The organism is Kitasatospora sp. NPDC098652 (assembly GCF_044760155.1).
Classification (GTDB): domain Bacteria; phylum Actinomycetota; class Actinomycetes; order Streptomycetales; family Streptomycetaceae; genus Kitasatospora.
Map to the genome: position 1 here is coordinate 78715 of NZ_JBIWAQ010000019.1, position 17619 is coordinate 96333.

Consider the following 17619-nt stretch of genomic DNA (forward strand, 5'->3'; position numbering starts at 1 on the left):
CCGGGAGAGAAGAGCGAAGGTGTCCCCGAGCAGCGAGACCGCGCACGGACAGCGACTCGTCATTGTCGAGTCGCCGGCCAAGGCGAAGACGATCAAGGGCTACCTTGGCCCCGGCTACATCGTCGAGGCGAGCGTCGGGCACATCCGCGACCTGCCCAGCACCGCGGCCGAGGTGCCGGACAAGTACACCGGCGAGGTGCGCCGCCTCGGGGTGGACGTCGATCACGACTTCGCCCCCATCTACGTGGTCAACGCGGACAAGAAGTCCCAGGTCAGCAAGTTGAAGTCGCTCCTGGCGGAGTCCGACGAACTCTTCCTGGCCACCGATGAGGACCGCGAGGGCGAGGCCATCGCGTGGCACCTCCAGCAGGTCCTCAAGCCCAAGGTGCCGGTGCACCGGATGGTGTTCCACGAGATCACCAAGGCGGCGATCCAGGAGGCCGTGGCCAACCCGCGCGAGCTGAACCAGCGCCTGGTCGACGCCCAGGAGACCCGCCGCATCCTCGACCGCCTCTACGGCTTCGAGGTCTCGCCGGTGCTGTGGAAGAAGGTCATGCCGAAGCTGTCGGCGGGCCGGGTGCAGTCGGTGGCGACCCGTCTGGTGGTCGAGCGCGAGCGCGAGCGGATGGCCTTCCGCTCCGCCTCGTACTGGGACCTGGTCGGCACCTTCGGCACCGGTCGCACCCCGGCCGACGCCGCCAACCCGGAGACCTTCGGCGCGCGGCTGGCCTCGGTCGACGGCAAGCGGATCGCCAGCGGCCGCGACTTCGGCTCGGACGGCCGGCTCAAGGCCGGCAGCACCAACACCCTGCACCTGGACGAGCAGGCCGCGCGCCAGCTGGCCGCCGCCCTGGAGCAGACCGCGTTCAGCGTCCGCAGCGTCGAGTCCAAGCCGTACCGCCGCTCGCCGTACGCGCCGTTCCGCACCACCACGCTCCAGCAGGAGGCCAGCCGCAAGCTGGGCTTCGGCGCCAAGCGGACCATGCAGGTGGCCCAGAAGCTGTACGAGAACGGCTTCATCACCTACATGCGCACCGACTCGACCACGCTGTCGGAGACGGCCGTCACCGCCGCCCGCGCGCAGGTCACCCAGCTGTACGGCGCCGACTACCTGCCGGACGCCCCGCGCACCTACGCCAGCAAGGTCAAGAACGCCCAGGAGGCGCACGAGGCCGTCCGCCCCTCCGGCGACCGCTTCCGCACCCCCGCCGAGACCGGTCTGAGCGGCGACGACTTCAAGCTGTACGAGCTGATCTGGATGCGCACCGTCGCCTCCCAGATGAAGGACGCGGTCGGCCAGTCCGTCACCGTCCGGGTCGGCGGCGCCTCCGCCGACGGCCGGGACGTCGAGTTCTCCGCCTCCGGCAAGATCATCACCTTCCACGGCTTCCTCAAGGCCTACGTCGAGGGCGCCGACGACCCGAACGCCGAGCTCGACGACCGCGAGCGCCGGCTGCCGCAGGTCGCCCAGGGCGACCCGCTGGCCGCCGAGCGGATCACCCCGGAGGGCCACGCCACCAAGCCGCCGGCCCGCTACACCGAGGCCTCGCTGGTCAAGGAGCTGGAGGACCGCGAGATCGGCCGCCCCTCCACCTATGCGTCGATCATCGACACGATCATCCAGCGCCGGTACGTGTTCAAGAAGGGCACGGCGCTCGTCCCGTCCTTCCTCTCCTTCGCCGTGGTCAACCTGCTGGAGAAGCACTTCGGCCGGCTGGTCGACTACGACTTCACCGCGAGGATGGAGGACGACCTCGACCGGATCGCCGCCGGTGAGGCGAAGTCCGTGCCGTGGCTCAAGCGCTTCTACTTCGGTGAGGGCGAGGGCGAGGGCGCGGCCGGTGCTGCCGCCGAGGCCGGCAACGGCGACGGCGACCACCTGGGCGGCCTCAAGGAACTGGTCACCGACCTCGGCGCGATCGACGCCCGGGAGATCAGCTCGTTCCGGATCAGCGACGACATCACCCTTCGGGTCGGCCGCTACGGCCCGTACGTCGAGCGTGCCTCCACCGTCGAGGGCGAGCCCGGCCAGCGCGCCGACATCCCGGACGAGCTGCCGCCGGACGAGCTGACCGTCGAGCTGGCCGAGGAGCTGCTGGCCAAGCCCAGCGGCGACTTCGAGCTCGGTCCGGACCCGGTCAGCGGCAACATGCTGGTCGCCAAGGACGGCCGCTACGGCCCGTACGTGACCGAGATCCTGCCCGAGGGCACGCCCAAGACCGGCAAGAACGCCGTCAAGCCGCGCACCGCCTCGCTGTTCAAGACGATGTCGCTGGACACCGTCACCCTGGAGGACGCGCTGCGGCTGCTCTCGCTGCCGCGCGTGGTCGGCACCGACGCCGAGGGCGCCGAGATCACCGCGCAGAACGGCCGCTACGGCCCGTACCTCAAGCGCGGTACGGACTCGCGTTCGCTCACCAGCGAGGACCAGCTCTTCACGATCACCCTCGACGAGGCGCTGGCGATCTACGCCCAGCCCAAGCAGCGCGGTCGTGCCGCGGCCGCCCCGCCGCTCAAGGAGCTGGGCACCGACCCGGTCTCCGAGCGCCCGGTGGTGGTCAAGGACGGCCGCTTCGGCCCGTACGTGACCGACGGCGAGACCAACGCCACGCTGCGCAAGGACGACGACGTCGAGACCATCACGCCGGAGCGCGGCTACGAGCTGCTCGCCGAGAAGCGGGCGCGCGGGCCGGTGAAGAAGGCGGCCAAGAAGGCCCCGGCGAAGAAGGCAGCGGCCAAGAAGACGACCACCGCCAAGGCGACGGCGACCAAGACCGCCGCCAAGAAGACGGCGGCGAAGAAGACCACCACCGCCACCAAGACGGCGGCGGCGAAGAAGACGGCCGCGAAGAAGACCGCGGCCGCCAAGGCCACCGCCACCGACGAGGGCTGATCCGCCGGGCGGCAGTCCGAGGGCAGCCGGGCGACGGCCGGGCAGCGGTCCGGCGGTAGCAAGACGGCGGCGCCGGGCCCGCGTCCCCCACCGGGGGGCGCGGGCCCGAGCTCTGTGCAGGGATCGTCACAGGCCGGTGATGAGGGCGAACCGGAACCCCGTTCGTCCCGATCGGGCAAAGCCCGGCCCGCTACGCTGACCGTATGACGAGCGAGGAGCAGCCCACCCCCAGCGCCGCCCCGGCCGCCGGAGCCACCGGGCCCGACCTGCCCGAGGTCGCGCCCGCCGGAACCCCGGTGGAGCGGGCCCGGGCGCTGCTGCGGACCAGGCCCTACCGGCGCCTGTGGACCACCCAGCTGATCGGCGGTACCGCCGACCGGCTCGGGCTGCTGGTGCTGCTCGCGCTCACCGTGATCGCCGTCGCCCAGGGCGGGCAGCTCGGCGACCTGCCGCGCAGCCTCGCCTTCGCCGTGGCGGCCGTCCTCGCCGTCCGGGTGGCGGCCACCGGGCTGGTCGGCGTGGCGCTGCTGGAGCCGGTGCACCAGCTGGTCGCCGGCAAGCTCGACCGGCGCTGGACGCTGGTCGGCTCCGACGCGCTGAGCGCCCTGCTGATCGGGCTCGCGCCCTGGTGGACGGTCTGGCTGGGCTCCGGCCCCAAGCCCTCCGGCGGGGCCACGTACGTGCTGCTCGCCACCGTGTTCCTCACCGGTGCGGCCGAGCGGGTCCGGGGGATCGCCCGGGCCGTCGCCGTCCCCGGCCTGCTGCCGCCGGCCAACCCGTACGCCCCGGCCCCCGAGCAGCGGCCGGCCGCCGCCAACCTGGACACCGTCCGGAGCATCGACCGGTTCACCGGTTGGGTCACCGTGCCGCTCGGCGCCGTCGGACTGGTCGCGTTCACCCTGCTCAACAACGTCGGCGCGGCGCTCGGCTCGGACTGGCTGCGCGCCCACCAGCTGACCTTCGCGGCCCTCGGCGCGGCCGGCCTGTTCGCCGCCGCGGCCGTCCGCAGCCACCTCCAGCAGCTGCCCGGCGGCCCCGTGGCCGTCGCCCCGCACTCGCCGCTGACCGGCCTGCGCGCCCCCACCGACGCGGCCCCCGGCCCCGCCCTGAGCAAGGGCCGCACCGGCAGCGCCCCGTACTTCACCTTCGCCGTCGCGGCCGGCTACGCCTCGATGGCGGGCGTCGCCGCCCTGGCGCTGCTCACCGCCGCCGAGCACCGGGCCGGGCCGATCGGCTACGGCCTGGTCGTGCTCGCCGCGGCCGGTGCCCCCGCGCTGGGCGCCCGGCTCACCCGGGCCACCCTGCCCTCGCTCTCCCGCCGCCGGCTGCTCGCGCTGGCGCTGCTCGCCGAGGGCGTCGCGCTGATCCTGGCCGGGCTGGTGCTGGACTTCGTGCTGGTCCTGCTGCTCACCGTGCTGGCCGGACTGACCGCCGGGATCGTCGTCTCCGCCGGGCGGGGCCTGCTCGCCCAGGAGGTCGAGGAGGCCAGGCTGCCCAAGGTCACCGAGCACCTGTACGCGGTGCTGCGGGCCGTGGTCGCCGCCGCGCTGGTCGTCGTCCCGCTGATCGCCGCCGGCTACGGGGACGTCGAGTACGGCACCGTCGAGCCCGGCTCGTTCACCTTCATCCACGGCGGCGGCGCCCTCGCCGTCGCCACCGCGGGGCTGCTCACCCTCGTCCTCGCCGCCGTCGTGCTGCTGCGCACCGACGACCGGCGCGGCACCGTGCCGTTCGGCCGGGACCTGGTCGACGCCGTCCGCGGCGGCAGCGGCCCGGTGCCGCACCGGGGCACCGGCACCGGCTACTTCATCGCCCTGGAGGGCGGCGACGGCGCCGGCAAGTCCACCCAGGCCCAGGCGCTCGCCGAGTGGATCCGCGGCAAGGGGCACGAGGTCGTGCTCACCCGCGAGCCCGGCGGCAGCCCGGTCGGCCAGCGGCTGCGCGGCCTCGTCCTGGACGTCGGCAACACCGGCCTGTCGCACCGCGCCGAGGCGCTGATCTACGCGGCCGACCGCGCCGAGCACGTCGAGAACGTCATCCGGCCGGCCCTCGCCCGCGGCGCCGTGGTGATCACCGACCGGTACATGGACTCCTCCATCGCCTACCAGGGCGCCGGGCGCGACCTGGCCGCCACCGAGGTCGCCCGGATCTCCCGCTGGGCGACCGGCGGGCTGCTGCCCGACCTCACCGTGGTGCTGGACGTCGACCCCACCCGGGCCCGGGAGCGCTTCACCGAGGCGCTCGACCGGCTGGAATCCGAGCCCACCGAGTTCCACCAGCGGGTCCGGGCCGGCTTCCTCGCCCTCGCGGCCGCCGACCCGGCGCGCTACCTCGTGGTGGACGGCAGCCAGGCCCCCGGCTTCGTCACCACCGCCATCCGCCACCGGCTCGACCGCGAGCTGCCGCTCTCCGAGCAGGAGAAGGCCGCCCGCGCCGAGCAGGAGCGGCTGGCCAGGGAGGAGGCCGAGCGGCGCGCCGCCGAGGAGGCCCGCAAGAAGGCCGAGGAGGAGGCCGCCGAGCGCAAGCGCCAGGAGGTGCTGGCGCAGCTGCGGGCCGAGCAGGCCGAGCAGGAGCGGCTGGCCAAGGAGGAGGCCGAACGGGTCGCCGCCGAGGCGCGGCGCAAGGCCGAGGAGGAGGCCCGCCGTCGGGCCGAGGAAGCGGCCCGTCGCCGGGCGGAGGAAGAGGCTCGCCGTCGGGCGGAGGAGGAGGCCCGGCTGGCCGCGGAGGCCGCCGAACGGAAGCGGATCGCCGACGAGGCGGCTGCCCAGGCCGAGCTCCAGCGGCAGCGGGAGCTGGCGCGCGAGGAGCAGCGGCGCCGGGCGGAGGAGGCGCTGCAGCGGGCCGAGGAGGCCCGGCTGGCGCAGGCCGCCGCGCTCGCGGCTGCGGCTGCGGCGGCGGAGACGGCTTCGGACCGGGCCGCTGCGGCGGGTGCGGCGGGTGTGGCGGGTGCGGCGGGTGTCGGTGGGGCTGGTGCGCCGGTTGTCGGGGATGCGGCGACGGCGGAGCTTCGGGCGGTTCGGGACGTGCCTCGGGACACTTCTCGGGACGCGGCGGACGGCATCGGCGACGAGGCGACGCGGGAGCTGACGCTGCGCGACCGGCAGGCGGCCGTCCGGGCGGCGGAGGCGGCTGAGGCCGCGAAGGCTGCGAAGGCTGCGAAGGCCGCAGACAGTGCGAACGCGGCTGAGGCGACCGCCAGGCTGCCGAAGGTGCCGGCCGTCGACGAGACCGCGGTGCTGCCGAAGGTGCCGGCGGCGGACGAGACGGCCGTGCTGCCGCGGGTTCCCGCCGTGGACGAGACGGCTGTGCTGCCGCGGGTCGGTCCGGGGCGTCCCGGCGAGCCGGTGGACAGCACCCGTGAGCTGCCGGTGGTTCCGCAGTCCGGCGCGCCGCAGGCCGGAGAGCCGCAGTTCGGCGAGTCGCAGTCCGGCGAGTCGCAGTCCGGCGAGTCGCAGTCCACCGCCGAGCGGCCGAGGCCGGACTGGGCCGAGGAGACGCCGATGGACGACCTGCCGAGCCTCACCGACACGCTGCTCGGCTCGCGGGACGAGTGGGCGCGCTGGGACCACGCCGGCGACCCGGACGACTCCGGCCGCAGTGGCGGGGACGGCCGCGGCGAGGACGGCGGCAAGGGCAAGGGCCGGCGCTGGGGCCGGCGCAGCTGAGCGCGGGCCGGGAGGTCTGACGGCCGGTCGAAGGACGGGCGGTGTCGTACCGGGGGAGCCCCCCCCGGGTGGCGCCGCCCGTCGTCGTACCGGGGGCGGGCGGCTGTCGGATGTGGTCCGTCTGTCGTCCGCCTGTGGTTTGGCTGGGGTCCGGCGCTGGTTCGGCCGTGGTTCGGCCGTGGTGCGCGGCCCGGTGGGCCTCGGACGGAGCAGTGGCTGTCGGAGCGGAGACGTATGCTCGACGGCGGGGAATCGGCGCCTGGCGCGCTGCCGTACGGAGCTTGGGAGCAGCTGTGGCCGTCTGGGACGACCTGGTGGGCCAGGATCGGGTGGTCGACCAGCTGACCGCCGCGGCCCGGGCGGCCTGGGCGACGGTCGAGGCCGGTCGCGGCGCCGCCGCCGACCAGGGCGGGAACGCCTCCCTGATGACGCACGCCTGGCTGTTCACCGGCCCGCCCGGTGCCGGGCAGGTCACCGCCGCGCGCGCCTTCGCCGCCGCCCTCCAGTGCACCAGCCCCGACCTCGCACTGGGCGGCACGCCCGGCTGCGGGTTCTGCGACGGCTGCCACACCGTGCTGGCCGGCAGCCACGCCGACGTCAAGTACGTGCGGACGGACGGCCTGTCCATCGGCGTCGGCGACATGCGCGACCTGGTCCTGCGCGCCTCCAGCTACCCGACCGGCGGCCGCTGGTCGGTGATCCTGGTGGACGCCGCCCACCGGCTCACCGAGGCCGCCGCCAACGCGCTGCTCAAGGGCGTGGAGGAGCCGTCCCCGCGCACCGTCTGGCTGCTCTGCGCCCCCTCCGTCCAGGACGTGCTGCCGACCATCCGCTCGCGCTGCCGCCTGCTGGTGCTGCGCACGCCCGCCGCCGAGGCGGTCGCCGACATGCTGGTCGGCCGCGACGGCGTGGACCCGGAGACCGCCCGGCTCGCCGCGCTCGCCGGCCAGGGCGACATCGAGCGCACCCGCCGCCTCGCCGTGGACGAGCAGGCCCGCACCCGCCGGGCGGAGGTGCTGCGGATCCCGCTGGAGGTCGCCGACATCGGCGGCTGCCTGACCGCCGCCCAGCGCCTGGTCGACACCGCCAAAGCCGACGCCGAGGCCCTCGCCGAGACCCAGGACACCAAGGAGACCGACGACCTCAAGGCCGCCTACGGCGCCGCCGAGGGCAGCAAGGCGCCGCGCGGCATGGCCGGGGCCGTCAAGGAGCTGGAGAAGCGGCAGAAGAGCCGGGCCACCCGCACCCGCCGGGAGACGCTCGGGGTCGCGCTGCTCGACCTGCTCGGGTTCTACCGGGATGTGCTGGCGATCCAGCTCGGCTCCACCGGTGCGCTCGCCAACGAGGACCAGCGGCAGGCGCTGAACCGGGTCGCCCAGGACGGGACGGCCGAGAACACCCTGCGCCGGATCGAGGCGGTGCTCGCCTGCCGGGTGGCGCTGGACCGCAACGTGGACCCGCTGCTGGCGGTCGAGGCGATGACGATGGCGCTGAGGGCGGGCTGAGGGGCGGTCCCGGCCGGGGGTGGAGCAGGGCCCGTACGCCGCCCGGAGGCGCCGGGGACCGGCCCGGCGTCCCACCTTCGAGTGAACGGGCGATACTCGCCGGGCACACCCGCGTGTGACGGCGTGCCCGTTGTGCACGCTGGGGGCCGACTGCGCCCGGCCGTACCCCCGGTCCTCCCCGTCGGGAGGGTCCGCCGCCGGAGCGGTCGCCCCCCCGCACGGCACCGGGTCCGGTCCGGCGCCGGCCCTCGTCCCGAGGTGGTGCGTTCCGTGGTTCGTCCGCTCCTCGTCATTCCCCTGCTGGCTGCTGCCCTCGGCGGACTCTGGCTGGCGCGCGGTGCGCTCCAGCGCTGGCGCGACCTGCAGTCCGCCGCGACCTACGAGCTGGCGGGTGACCGGTGGCCGATGCTGGTCCGGGCGGGCGGGGCGATGGTCTGCGGGGTGTGCGTCACCGCGTTGACGCTGCTGACCGCGCTCGGGGCGTTCGGCGGTCTGGGGCGCGACACCTCCTCCCCGACGGACCGGACCGGATCGGCCGTCGACGCGGCCGCCGCCGGGGCCTGGTCGGGCTCCGCGGCGGGGGCGGCGGGGGCAGCGGGTGCGGCGGGCCGACAGCAGGCGGCACCGCCCGCTGCCACCGAGTCGGCTGCTGGGGCGGGTGCGGCGGCGGCTCCTGGTTCAGCGGGTGCGGCGGGCGCGGGGGGTGCGGCCGGTGCGGGTGCGGCGGGTGCCACGGCGTCGGCGGCCGCCCCCGCCGTGGTCAGCCGCTTCGACAGCGTCGGGCACCCGGGCGGCGGCGAGCTGCTGCAGTCCGCCGTGCTCGGCCCCGACGGGAAGCCGCGCAACGTCCGGGTCTGGCTGCCCGCGCAGTACGCCAAGGAGCCCAACGCGCGTTTCCCGGTCGTCGTGATGCACGCCGCCACCCCGCGCAAGACCGCGGACGCCGAGGTCCCGGACGTCTTCGAGGGCGTCGGTGCCGCCCTGCAGGCCGGCCGCGCCCGCCCGTTCATCCTGGTCGCCCCCGAGGCGCCGAACGGCACCGCGCACCCCTGCGAACTGGTCGCCGCCGCCCCGGCCGCCGTCGCCGACGACGCGGCCCTGCGCACCACCATCGCCGCCTCCTTCCGCACCCTCCCGCCCGGCCCGGCCTCCTGGGGCACCCTCGGGGTCGACGGCGGCGCGCCGTGCGCGGCCGCGGCCGGGCTCTCCCGGCCGGACCTGTACGGCGCGGCCGCCGCCGTCTCCGGCCGCTACGACACCGCCGCGCTCACCCAGACCGGCGCCGAGGCCCCGGCGGGCAGCGCGGCCAAGCTGCTGCTCGCCGCCGCCAAGGGCGACGCCGCCGGGCTCGACGCGGCCCGCAAGCTGCAGGCCTCGCTCAAGGCCGCTCCGGGCCCGGCGGCCAAGGCGGAGGTGCGGATCTCGGACAACGTGCAGGACTACTCGGTGGACCGGGAGCGGCTGCGACTGGTCCGTCAGGCGGCGCAGTTCCTGGCCGAGGCGCTGGCCAAGGCTTCCTGAGCGACGCTGGTCGGGGCGTCGTGAGCGCCGGCCGAGCCGGCGTTACGCTGCCCGGTGCCCGGGGTGGGTGCCGGGCAGCGGTGTTTCTTCGTTCGCGTGCGTTTCTCGGAGTGGGCTCGGAGTGGTCCCGGCGGGCTCGGAGTGGCCCCGGAGTGGTGGGTGGAGAGGAAGCGGATGAGGGGCTTCGCGCGGTTGCGGGCGGTTGCGGTGGTGCTCGCGGTCGGGCTGCTGGCGGCTTCGGCGGGCGGGTGCGGCCGGGGTTCCTCGGGGCCGGCCGGCGGGAACGGTGCGTCGGGTGCGTCCGGTGCCTCCGGTGCGCCCGGGCAGGCCTCCTCCGACTCGACCGGTGCGGATGCGGGTGCCGGTGCGGGGGCGAGTGCGCGGGCCGGTGGTGCCGGTGACGGTGCCGGCGTCGCAGCCACCCCGTTGGAGCCGCTGCCCGCAGCCGTCCCCGCCGCGCTCGCGCCGTACTACGCACAGCACCCGGCCTGGCAGTCGTGCGACGGCGGCTTCGAGTGCGCCACCTTCCGGGTCCCGATGGACTACGACCGCCCCGGTGACGGCGAGCTCACCCTGTCGGCCGCCCGCGCCGCCGCCCGGCCCGGCGACCCCGGCGGCGCCGGAGACACCTCCCGGGCGGGATCGCTGCTGCTCAACCCGGGCGGCCCCGGCGGCTCGGCGGTCGAGTACCTGGAGGCCGTCGCCGGGACGTACGACCGCACGGTGCGCGCCCGGTACGACCTGGTCGGCCTCGACCCGCGCGGGGTCGGCCGCAGCAACCCGGTCAGCTGCCTGAACGGTGAGCGGATGGACGCCTTCACCGCCGCCGACCTGGCCCCCGGCGACCAGGGGGCGGTCGACGCGCTGGTCGCCGTCGACAAGGAGTTCGCCGAAGGCTGTCGCCGGCAGGCCGGGGCCGCGCTCGGCCACCTCAGCACCGTCGAGTCCGCCCGCGACATGGACGTGCTGCGCGCCCTGCTCGGCGACGAGCGGCTGAACTTCGTCGGAAAGTCGTACGGCACCTTCCTCGGCGCCACCTACGCGGGCCTGTTCCCGAGCCGGGTCGGCCGGGTGGTGCTGGACGGCGCCATGGACCCGGCGCTCGACTCCGTCACCGGCAACCGCACCCAGGCCGGCGGCTTCGAGACCGCCTGGGCCGCCTTCGCCGTGGACTGCGCCAAGCGCGAGGACTGCCCGCTCGGCCGCACCGAACAGCAGGTCGGCGACCAGCTCACCGCCCTGCTCGCGACCGTCCACGCCCACCCGTTGCCCAGCACCGACAACGGACGCCGGCTCACCGAGGCCCAGGCCACCACCGGCGTCGTCCAGGCCATGTACGCCGAGTTCCTGTGGCCCAAGCTGCGCACCGCGCTCACCGACGCCAAGGCCGGCGACGGCACCGGGCTGCTCAAGCTCTCCGACGCCTACTACGGGCGTGAGGCGGACGGCTCCTACCCCAACCTGATGTTCGCCAACACGGCGGTCAACTGCCTCGACCTGCCCGCGCCGTTCCGCTCGCCCGAGGACGTCCAGCGGGCGGTGCCGGACTTCGAACGCGCCTCGCCGCACTTCGGCCGCGACATGGCCTGGATGGCCCTGACCTGCGCCTACTGGCCCGTCCGGGCCACCGGCGCGGCCCACACCATCCGCGCCGCCGGTGCCGCCCCGATCGTCGTCATCGGCACCACCCGCGACCCGGCCACCCCCTACGAGTGGGCCCGCGCACTGGCCGGACAGCTGGAATCCGGCCGCCTGCTCACCTACGACGGCGACGGCCACACCGCGTACGGGCGGCACAGCAGCTGCGTCGACGGCGCGGTCGACCACTTCCTGCTCACCGGGGAGGCACCGGAACAGGGCAAGCGCTGCGACCGGTAGCCCGGTGGACCCGCGCTCAGGCGGAGGAGACCGCCAGCTTCGCGGCGAAGCCCGCGAACAGGACGGCGACACCGCTGGTCAGGGTCGCGGACAGGCGCCGGCGGCGACGGAAGGCCGTCGCCAGCGTGGTGCCCGCGAAGATCAGCAGCGAGAGGTACAGCATGCTGAAACTCTGCAGGATCCCGCCCAGCAGCGCGAAGGAGAGCACCGGCTGCCCGTAGGACGGGTCGACGAACTGGGTGAAGAACGACAGCAGGAACAGGATCGCCTTCGGGTTCAGCAGGCTGATCACCAGCGCCCGCCGGAACGGCCGCTCACCCGCCTCCTCCACCGCCTCCGCACCACCCGCCGGATCGGCCTCCGCCCGGCGCTCGCGCCACAGCTGGCGGGCCGCCCGCAGCATCCCGAACCCGATCCACAGCAGGTAGGCGGCACCGCCGAACTTCACCACCGCGAACACCGCCGGGTTGGCCTTCAACAACGAGGCCGCCCCCAGCGAGGTCAGGCTGATCAACGTGAGGTCGCCGACGAACACCCCCGCCGCCGCCCGGTACCCGGTCCGGACGCCCTTGCGGGCGGCGACCGACAGCACGTACAGCGAGTTGGGGCCGGGCAGCAGAATGATGACGAGGGCGCCGAGGACGTACGTCGCCAGGTCGTTGACACCGAACACGGTGGCTCCGGGAGTGGGGAGGGCTGGCAGGGGGGCGCTCATCGTAACGTCGCACCGGCGATCGATTGAAGCGAAAACCATCCACCCCTGCCCCACCCCCACCCCAGCCCCACCGCCCCGGCTACGGATCACCTGCGAACCTGTGTAGACTGACCCGCGTTGCCACCACACGTGGCAGCGGTGCCGCCTTAGCTCAGTTGGCCAGAGCAACGCACTCGTAATGCGTAGGTCGCGGGTTCGAATCCCGCAGGCGGCTCAGAAGGTGGAAGGCCCGGTCAGCGCGCTGACCGGGCCTTCTTGTTCCCCGGCCTGCTGGCAGGCCGGGGAACCGCTCGGACACCACCTTCGGGTGGTCCCCGGCGGTGAACCGGCAGGGGTGTCACCCGAGGGGTACGGAGGGGCGGCCTCGCTCGCGGAGCCGGCCCAGGTGCGCGTTGATGTCCTCGAAGAGGCGGGTGAGGGTGTCGACGGAAGCGGTGGGGGCGGTGCCGTCGTCGGGGCCGTCGGGGAGACGGTCCCATGCGACGGGGGGAGCGGAGTCGGCCTCATCGATCCAGGCCAGCAGTTCTGCGTCGTCCGGGAGTTCGTCGGGGCCGATGATCTCGTACATCAGCGTGCTGCCGGCGATCCCGATGGCCTTGCACAGTGCGTTCACCTGGTCACCCAGCCGGGGAGCACCGGCCGCGGCCAGGTTGTCCACGGTCCGCAGCACGGCCAGCGCGGTGGGGCGGTGATCCATGATGCCGAGGCGCAGAGCGGTGTTGAGGAAGTCCTGGTTGCGGCAGGCTGCCTCGACGGGACGGTAGTCGGCGCCGTCGCGCCACATCTCGGCGGCCCACCAGAGCCGGGCGAACGCCTGGACGGAGTTGCCCCCCACGAATCGGGACGCCTGGACGGCGGGAGTTCGTCGTGCGTCATCGCCACCGGCCGGGAGGTGTCGCCACAGGACGTAGTCCGGGGCGACGACCATGGCGAGGTAGGCCCACAGCGCCTTGTCGGCAGCCTCGCTCCTGGTCAGTCGCAGGGTCGCGTGCAGGCGCGGCGCGAGCCAGGCGTCGGCGTCGGCGCGGGCGCTCGCGAAGCGGGCCATGGCCTGGTTCAGCAGTTCCCGGACCGGTGCGGTGTTCCACCGCGAGGACGGGTCGGCGATCACGGTCGCGGCGCGTAGCAGGGCCACCTGGGTGGGTGGCTCGGCGCCGGACAGGACGGACTGGTCGAGGTGGCGGGTGGCCACCCCCACCGGCAGGAGCGCGAGTCGGTCCTCGGTGGCGTGCTCGAACATCACCGGTCTTCTCCCTGGGACGAGCGGGCGGTGAGGCGCAGCGTCGTGGCGAGTTGCTTGGGCAACTGGGCGCGCAGCGCGGCGGCGTACTGGATGCGGGACTGCAGTTCGGTCCAGCCGTAACCCTCCTGGCGCCGTGCCCGCAGTTCGGCGATCGCGTCCGTCGGGGACAGCCCGGGGAGGACGTCGGACAGCATGGTTTCGAGGACGGCCTCACGCCAGCCGACGGGCATCCGCGGCCGACCGTCCTCGTCCAACTCGACTTCGCTCACGGCAGCGTGGAACATCGTTTCCCACACATCGCTGACGATCTGGGCGTTGACGAGGGCGGCCGTCGCCTTCTCCACGGCGCTGCTGCCGCGCAGCAGGGCGGTCAGCCCCTCGATGCCCAGGTTCAGGTAGACGATCGGCATCTCACCGGAGGTGTCCACGAACCAGGGCGCATCCTTGAGCGGGCGCAGCCAGGCGTACGGTCCGTCGCGGAAGTCGGCCTCCACGATCCGGATCTCCTTGTCCCGGACGGGGATCTCGGCCTGGAGGTCGATCACCCAGTCGGTCTCGCTCCGCCCGATCATGCGCCCCCGGACGCCCTCGACCGCTGCCACGACCTGTACGCCGAGGGTGGCACGGGATCGGTGCCGGGACCGGCGCAGGCGTACGGAGCCCTGCCAGCTGCCGGAGCTGCGGTCCCGGGTGAGGCGTTGCACGGTCCTGGTGTTGGTGGTCGACTCCTCCAGTACGGCCGCACAGACGAGTTCGGACCACGGGCCGTAGGCGATCTCCTCCTCCGGCAGCACGGCCCGGACGTCGAACACCGCCTCCTGCCAGTCGTCGCGGCCGGTGTCGTCGAGGGCGACGGTCTGCAGCGAGGGGGAGATCCTGGCGTAGTCGAGCGGACGGCCGTCGACCCGGACACGGGTGATCTCGACCTCGACCCGTCCGCTCAGGACGGAGTAGGGGTAGATGATCCGGCTCATGGGCGGGCAGCTCCTTCGACGGCCTTGCGCAGGCTCACGGTGACGTTGGTTCGGCCGGCTGTCACCGGGTGGCTGTCGACATCGGTGACGCCACGGAACATCGCGTACCGGACGCCCGGGGCGACGACGAGAACGTCACCGGTGAAGGAGCAGTTCTCAGTGGCGGTCAGTTCGGCCCAGCGGACCGGACTCCCGGAGCCCGCCCTGCCGGAGCCGAAGCACGCGATCGGTGAGAGGTGCCAGGGGTCGTCCTGTTGCGGGACGGCGACGCGCACGCGCAGCGACCAGGCCCCGGTGGCGTCGACCTCGCCGTCGATGTCGTCGACCGTGGGGTAACCACGGCCACGACGGGTGTTCGCACGTCCGCCTCCGGTCGCCGGAGCGATCTTCAGCAGGTTCCGCAACAGTTCGGGACCGGCTCCGTCGGCGGACGGGACAGCCCGCACGCCGACGATCGCCCGTACGGCGTCGTCGACTGCCACACGGAACTCGTCAAGGCGCTTCTTCGCCCCGCGTACATAGGTGTCGGACAGTTCCTCGGTCCACTCCCAGCGGTTGTGCTCGGGGGGCTCCGAAGCGCGGAGGAAGGCCTCGGCGCGCACGACGTCCTCCCCTTCGCGGGCGGTGGCGAAGCCGGCGAGCAGCACCGCCTGGTAGGGCTCGACACCGAGGCCCAGGTCACGTGGCCTGCGAGTGGTGATCCTCATGCGATTGCCGCGCATGGAGACGACCTGACTGTGCGCCCGGTCGCCGTCGTCCGCCGGCGTGAGCAGCAGCACCGCGTCGTGGGTGACGGCCTTGGCGCCCTTGCCGTCGGTACGCAGTGGCGGAACGGTGAGAGCCACGGCGCGCTCCACCACGTCGGTCCGCCCGGTGAGCTCCGGGACGGTCTCCCCGGTGAGGTAGGCACGCAGGGCGCGGGCGAGGGCCGGGCGGCGCTGCTCGGGGCTGACCCGGGTCTCCGGGATCCACTCGGTCCCGTTGCGCAGGGTCCGGACGGACGCCTCCAACAGGGGCGGCACCGTGTCGGTTCCGGTCATTGCGGCCCAGAAGTTCTCGGCCAGGGAGTCGCAGAGCTTGTCGTGCATGGCCTGAAGGCCGTCGTCCCCGGCCGCGACGGCGGCGGCGTCGTGGGCTCCGACCACCAGGAAGGAGGTGCCGGGGTCGTCGCCCTCCCGCTCCAGGTGGAGGCTCGTGGTCTCGCGCTCGGTGCCCCACCAGGAGCGGGAGACGTTCTCGAAGACGCGGTCGCTGTCCGGTTCGCCGAACCAGGCCGGTCCGGCGAACGCTTCGCCGTCCACCTCACGCCAGGGGAGGTCCAGGCGACCGATCAACCGTCGTGCCGTGCGGCCCTCGTGCGGCACCGAGAGGGTGCTGTTGATGAGGACGAGACCGAGCCGGCTGGTGGCCCAGAGGGTTGCCTTGCCCAGACCGTAGGAACCGCCCGCTCGGCGGTTGTCGCCCTTGTGGCTGTCGAGTTGACGTCGGACGACGGCTGCGAAACGGCCGTCCTCGTACTCGGGGCCGGTGAGGCCGTTGGCGTTGTAGTCGTCGACCCGGAGCAGGAGGAGTGAGCCGGAGGACTCCAACTCCCGTAGCCCCTCGGCAAGCGCACGTCCGACCTTCTGATCGGTGGTCGCGGCGGCGGAGTAGTGGGACTCGAGCGATTCCCACTGCACGGCATCCTTGAAGCTGCGAAGATGCTCACCCTTGAGTTCGTGCAGGATGAAGCGGACGCGGACCGGCTGCGTCGGATCACGCCGTTCGTCGAGGGAGTTCTGGGTCGCCTCGCGTGCGAGGACGCCGAGGTCTGCGTCGAATGCGAATGCCGCCGCGTTGCCGAACTCCCTTCCGCCGTCGACGTGCGCCGGGCGGTGGTACCAACTCACCGGCCGCGCGGCCACCGCGTCGCTCGTGCGCTCGTACACGGTGGCCAGATCGGTGCCGAAGGCATCGGCGATCAGGCGCACCGTCTCAGGGCGTGGTGTCGCCCGACCGGTGATCCATGCGGACACCGCGGCCCGGGTCACGCCGACCGCAGTCGCGAGTTCGGCCTGGGTCATGTCACGGCGTCGGAGCTGCCGCCCGAGCCAGGGACCGAAGTCTTCGGTCTCATCGATCACTGCTGGCAGTCCCCTCCGCCGAGCCGTCGACCCGTATGCCGCCGGTTTCCGAGCTGGTCAGGAGCAGGCTAGCAGCGATATTTGACATCCACAATGTGTCAAAAGTTCTTGTCGAAGAGGGGCTTTGGGCTGCGCCAGCAGGCCGTTGGTGATGAATGACAACCACCTGACCGGTGGCTCCGGCGGGCAGGGATCGGCGTTGCAGAAGGAGTGCGGGCCAGCGTGCTCCTGTCCGTGGCCTGCTCCCGGAGGTGTGTGAATTCATCGACAACCGGGCGATCCGGGCATGTCGCCACGGTCGGCGACTTGCAGCCGGAGATCGCTGGACACGGACGAGATGCCTGTGCCATGGTTGCTCCACTGATGCACCGTCGGATTGCCGGTGCAGCAAGGTAGTTGAGCTGTTCGGGGGTCCATTTCGACATACCCCCTACGGCAATTGCATCGATCGGGCGTCCTGTCCGGCCGCGCGCTGGACGGAGTGCCGATTCGTCACCGGATGAGCCTTGCGGCGAGACCAGCGCGCCTTGTTCCACCCTGTTCCGTGCACCGTTGTTTCTCGGCACTTGCCGTACCCGCAGGAGGCCCCCGTGACCCCGTTTCCGCCCAGCGACGACGACCTTCCGTCCCTGATCAAGAAGTACAACTCCTTGGACCGGCACCTCCGTTCGGAGTTTCTCGATGCGATCGGGACGACGGGGAGCGGCTGGAGGGCGGTGATCGCGGCCTACGAGCGGCGGCGTGCTGCTGCCGGGCGGCAGACGTCGTCCAACGATGCCCGGACGGAGGAGAGTTCGAGCACGGGACGCGACGGCAGCGTCTCGTCCGAGCGCAAGGCCGTCGTGATTGCCGTTCGGCTCACGAGGGCGACGGAGTTCATCGAGCTCTTGCTCGAAGCAAACGGTGGGACCGGCAACGGCCGTTCGAGGCGCTACAGGTCCGCTCCTCCGTCGCAGGGGTTCGCCGTCACCGGCCCGGGACGGCGGTCCTCCGTCGGCGACCGTCGGCTCGGGCGGCGCCGGGGACGTTCCGGTGGTTCCGTCCTCAGGATTGTCATCACGCTGTCCGAGAAATAGGGCCGGAGGTGTTGGCCGGCCCTCCG

General features: G+C 73.6%; 10 protein-coding genes and 1 tRNA gene. 7 read left to right on the top strand and 4 right to left on the bottom strand.

What is annotated here, in order from left to right:
• Nucleotides 1-19: 19 nt before the first annotated feature.
• The 5 genes from topA (at nt 20) to ACIQWA_RS31555 (ending at nt 11462) form a co-directional block, all read left to right on the top strand.
• A complete protein-coding gene (topA, locus tag ACIQWA_RS31535; RefSeq protein WP_402488092.1) occupies nt 20-2893 on the top strand; it encodes a type I DNA topoisomerase in 2874 nt (957 codons plus the stop codon).
• Between the two features lie 203 nt (nt 2894-3096).
• Nucleotides 3097-6558, top strand: coding sequence for a dTMP kinase (gene tmk / locus ACIQWA_RS31540; RefSeq protein ID WP_402488094.1), 3462 nt, complete (start codon nt 3097-3099; stop codon nt 6556-6558).
• Between the two features lie 293 nt (nt 6559-6851).
• Nucleotides 6852-8063 (top strand): DNA polymerase III subunit delta', encoded by a 1212-nt coding sequence (locus tag ACIQWA_RS31545; protein ID WP_402488269.1) that lies wholly within the window; start codon nt 6852-6854, stop codon nt 8061-8063.
• Between the two features lie 270 nt (nt 8064-8333).
• The gene (locus tag ACIQWA_RS31550; RefSeq protein WP_402488096.1) at nt 8334-9584 is read left to right on the top strand and encodes a hypothetical protein; all 1251 of its coding nucleotides are present in this window, start codon (nt 8334-8336) and stop codon (nt 9582-9584) included.
• Between the two features lie 174 nt (nt 9585-9758).
• Nucleotides 9759-11462, top strand: a complete 1704-nt coding sequence (locus tag ACIQWA_RS31555) for an alpha/beta hydrolase (RefSeq protein ID WP_402488098.1) — start codon at nt 9759-9761, stop codon at nt 11460-11462.
• Nucleotides 11463-11478: 16 nt separating this feature from the next.
• On the opposite strand, the gene leuE is transcribed toward ACIQWA_RS31555, so the two are convergent.
• Complete coding sequence (gene leuE / locus ACIQWA_RS31560; RefSeq protein WP_402488100.1) at nt 11479-12135, bottom strand: leucine efflux protein LeuE; 657 nt, start codon at nt 12133-12135, stop codon at nt 11479-11481.
• A gap of 182 nt (nt 12136-12317) precedes the next feature.
• Between leuE and ACIQWA_RS31565 the strand changes: the two genes are divergently transcribed.
• Nucleotides 12318-12391, top strand: a tRNA-Thr gene (locus tag ACIQWA_RS31565).
• Nucleotides 12392-12514: 123 nt separating this feature from the next.
• Here ACIQWA_RS31565 and ACIQWA_RS31570 read toward each other — a convergent pair.
• The 3 genes from ACIQWA_RS31570 to ACIQWA_RS31580 are packed head-to-tail and all read right to left on the bottom strand — an operon-like array spanning nt 12515 to nt 16517.
• Nucleotides 12515-13417 carry a DUF6339 family protein gene (locus tag ACIQWA_RS31570; protein ID WP_402488102.1) on the bottom strand — a complete coding sequence of 301 codons (903 nt, stop codon included), beginning with the start codon at nt 13415-13417 and terminating at the stop codon, nt 12515-12517.
• Nucleotides 13417-14394, bottom strand: coding sequence for a hypothetical protein (locus ACIQWA_RS31575; RefSeq protein ID WP_402488104.1), 978 nt, complete (start codon nt 14392-14394; stop codon nt 13417-13419). The genes ACIQWA_RS31570 and ACIQWA_RS31575 overlap by 1 nt, the downstream gene beginning before the upstream one ends.
• Nucleotides 14391-16517 carry a helix-turn-helix domain-containing protein gene (locus tag ACIQWA_RS31580; protein WP_402488105.1) on the bottom strand — a complete coding sequence of 709 codons (2127 nt, stop codon included), beginning with the start codon at nt 16515-16517 and terminating at the stop codon, nt 14391-14393. The genes ACIQWA_RS31575 and ACIQWA_RS31580 overlap by 4 nt, the downstream gene beginning before the upstream one ends.
• A gap of 590 nt (nt 16518-17107) precedes the next feature.
• Here ACIQWA_RS31580 and ACIQWA_RS31585 point away from each other — a divergent pair.
• On the top strand, nt 17108-17593 hold the full coding sequence (locus tag ACIQWA_RS31585) for a hypothetical protein (RefSeq protein ID WP_402488107.1): 486 nt from the start codon (nt 17108-17110) through the stop codon (nt 17591-17593).
• Nucleotides 17594-17619: the final 26 nt, after the last annotated feature.